This is a genomic window from Massilia sp. CT11-108 (assembly GCF_047302915.1).
Classification (GTDB): domain Bacteria; phylum Pseudomonadota; class Gammaproteobacteria; order Burkholderiales; family Burkholderiaceae_D; genus Telluria; species Telluria orientalis.
On sequence record NZ_JBKYMO010000831.1, the window covers coordinates 1 to 1,615 of the forward strand.

1 protein-coding gene is annotated in these 1,615 nt (G+C 69.3%); it reads left to right on the forward strand.

Going from position 1 to position 1,615, the window contains the following annotated elements; translation table 11 throughout:
• Positions 1-59 precede the first annotated feature (59 nt).
• Positions 60-1,615, forward strand: a 1,556-nt coding sequence (gene rluB, locus ACEN88_RS31185; protein WP_413345971.1) for a 23S rRNA pseudouridine(2605) synthase RluB, incomplete at its 3' end; no start/stop codon positions are given.

A 1,615-nucleotide genomic window follows, 5' to 3' on the forward strand; every position in this document is an offset into this window, starting at 1 on the left:
TTTTTTTTTTCCACAATAAAACGGCATAGTTCTTGAAGCTCCGTCTCGTGGGCCCGGAGATGTGTATACCCCACCGGGCGGACGACGCTGTCGTCCAGCGCAAGCCGCGCGGCCCGCGCCAGATGCGTGAGCAGCGCCAGCAGCGCGAACCGCGCCAACCGCGCGTCGAGTCCGAAGCGCCCGCGGTGGAGGCCGTTGCCGCCGAGGCGGCACCGGCCGAAGCCGGCCGCAACGAGCAGCGCCGCGACCAGCGCGGCGGCAAGCAGCAGAAGAAGAAAGGCCAGCCGGGCCAGCAGCGCGGCCAGCAGGCACAGAACGCTCAGGGCGCCCAGGGCGGCCAGAACGCTCAACCGCAGGGCCAGAACCAGAAACAGCAGGGCAAGGGCAAGAGCGCCAGGCCCGGCAACAAGCCGGCCAAGGGCGGCAAGGGCAACGATGCCGACGCCGTGTTCTCGTTCGTCACGTCGGACGCGTTCGACGCCTACGAGGGCGGCCGCGGCCAGTCGCAGCCGACCAAGGCGCGCCGCGACCTGACGGCCGAGGACGACGCACCGAAGCTGCACAAGGTGTTGGCGGAAGCGGGCCTCGGTTCGCGCCGCGACATGGAAGAACTGATCATCGCCGGCCGCGTGTCGGTGAACGGCGAGCCGGCTCACATCGGCCAGCGCATCCTGCCGACCGACGCCGTGCGCATCAACGGCAAGCTGCTGCAGCGCCGCGTGAACAACAACAAACCGCCGCGCGTGCTGGTGTACCACAAGCCGGCCGGCGAAATCGTCAGCGCGGACGATCCGGAAGGCCGTCCGTCCGTGTTCGACCGCCTGCCGACCATGAAGACCGGCAAATGGCTGGCCGTGGGCCGCCTCGACTTCAACACCGAGGGCCTGCTGCTGTTCACGAATTCCGGTGACCTGGCGAACCGCTTGATGCACCCGCGCTACAACATCGACCGCGAATACGCCGTGCGTACGCTGGGCGAGCTGGAAGAGGGCATGCGCCAGAAGCTGCTGGCCGGCGTCGAGCTCGACGACGGCACGGCCTCGTTCACCAAGATTGCCGATGGCGGCGGCGAGGGTGTCAACCGCTGGTACCGCGTGGTGATCGGCGAAGGCCGCAACCGCGAGGTGCGCCGCATGTTCGAGGCGGTGGGGCTCACTGTTTCGCGCCTGATCCGTACGCGCTACGGCGCCATGACCCTGCCGTCGGGCCTCAAGCGCGGCCGCTGGGAAGAGCTGGAAGAAAACGACGTGCGTCAGTTCCTCGACGCCTTCGGCATCGAGAAGAAGGGCGGCGCCCAGAACAACAAGGGTGCTGCCGGCGGCAAGGGGCAGGGTGGTCCCAAGGGCCGCGGCAACGACGATCAGCGCTCGAACGGCAACCGCATCGACCGTGCGGACGCCAACCGCAACGTGGATCCGTTCGGTCCGCCGGTGGTGCGTGTCGGCGCGGGCCGCGAAGAGGGCGGCATCCTGGGTGGCCGCGGCGGCCAGGGGCAGGCTCAGGGCCAGGGTGGACGCGGCTTCGGCGGTGACCAGGCACGCGGTAGCAACCAGCCGCGTGGCAACAACCAGCCGCGTGGCGGCAACCAGCCGCGCGGCGGTGGCGGTGGTGGTGG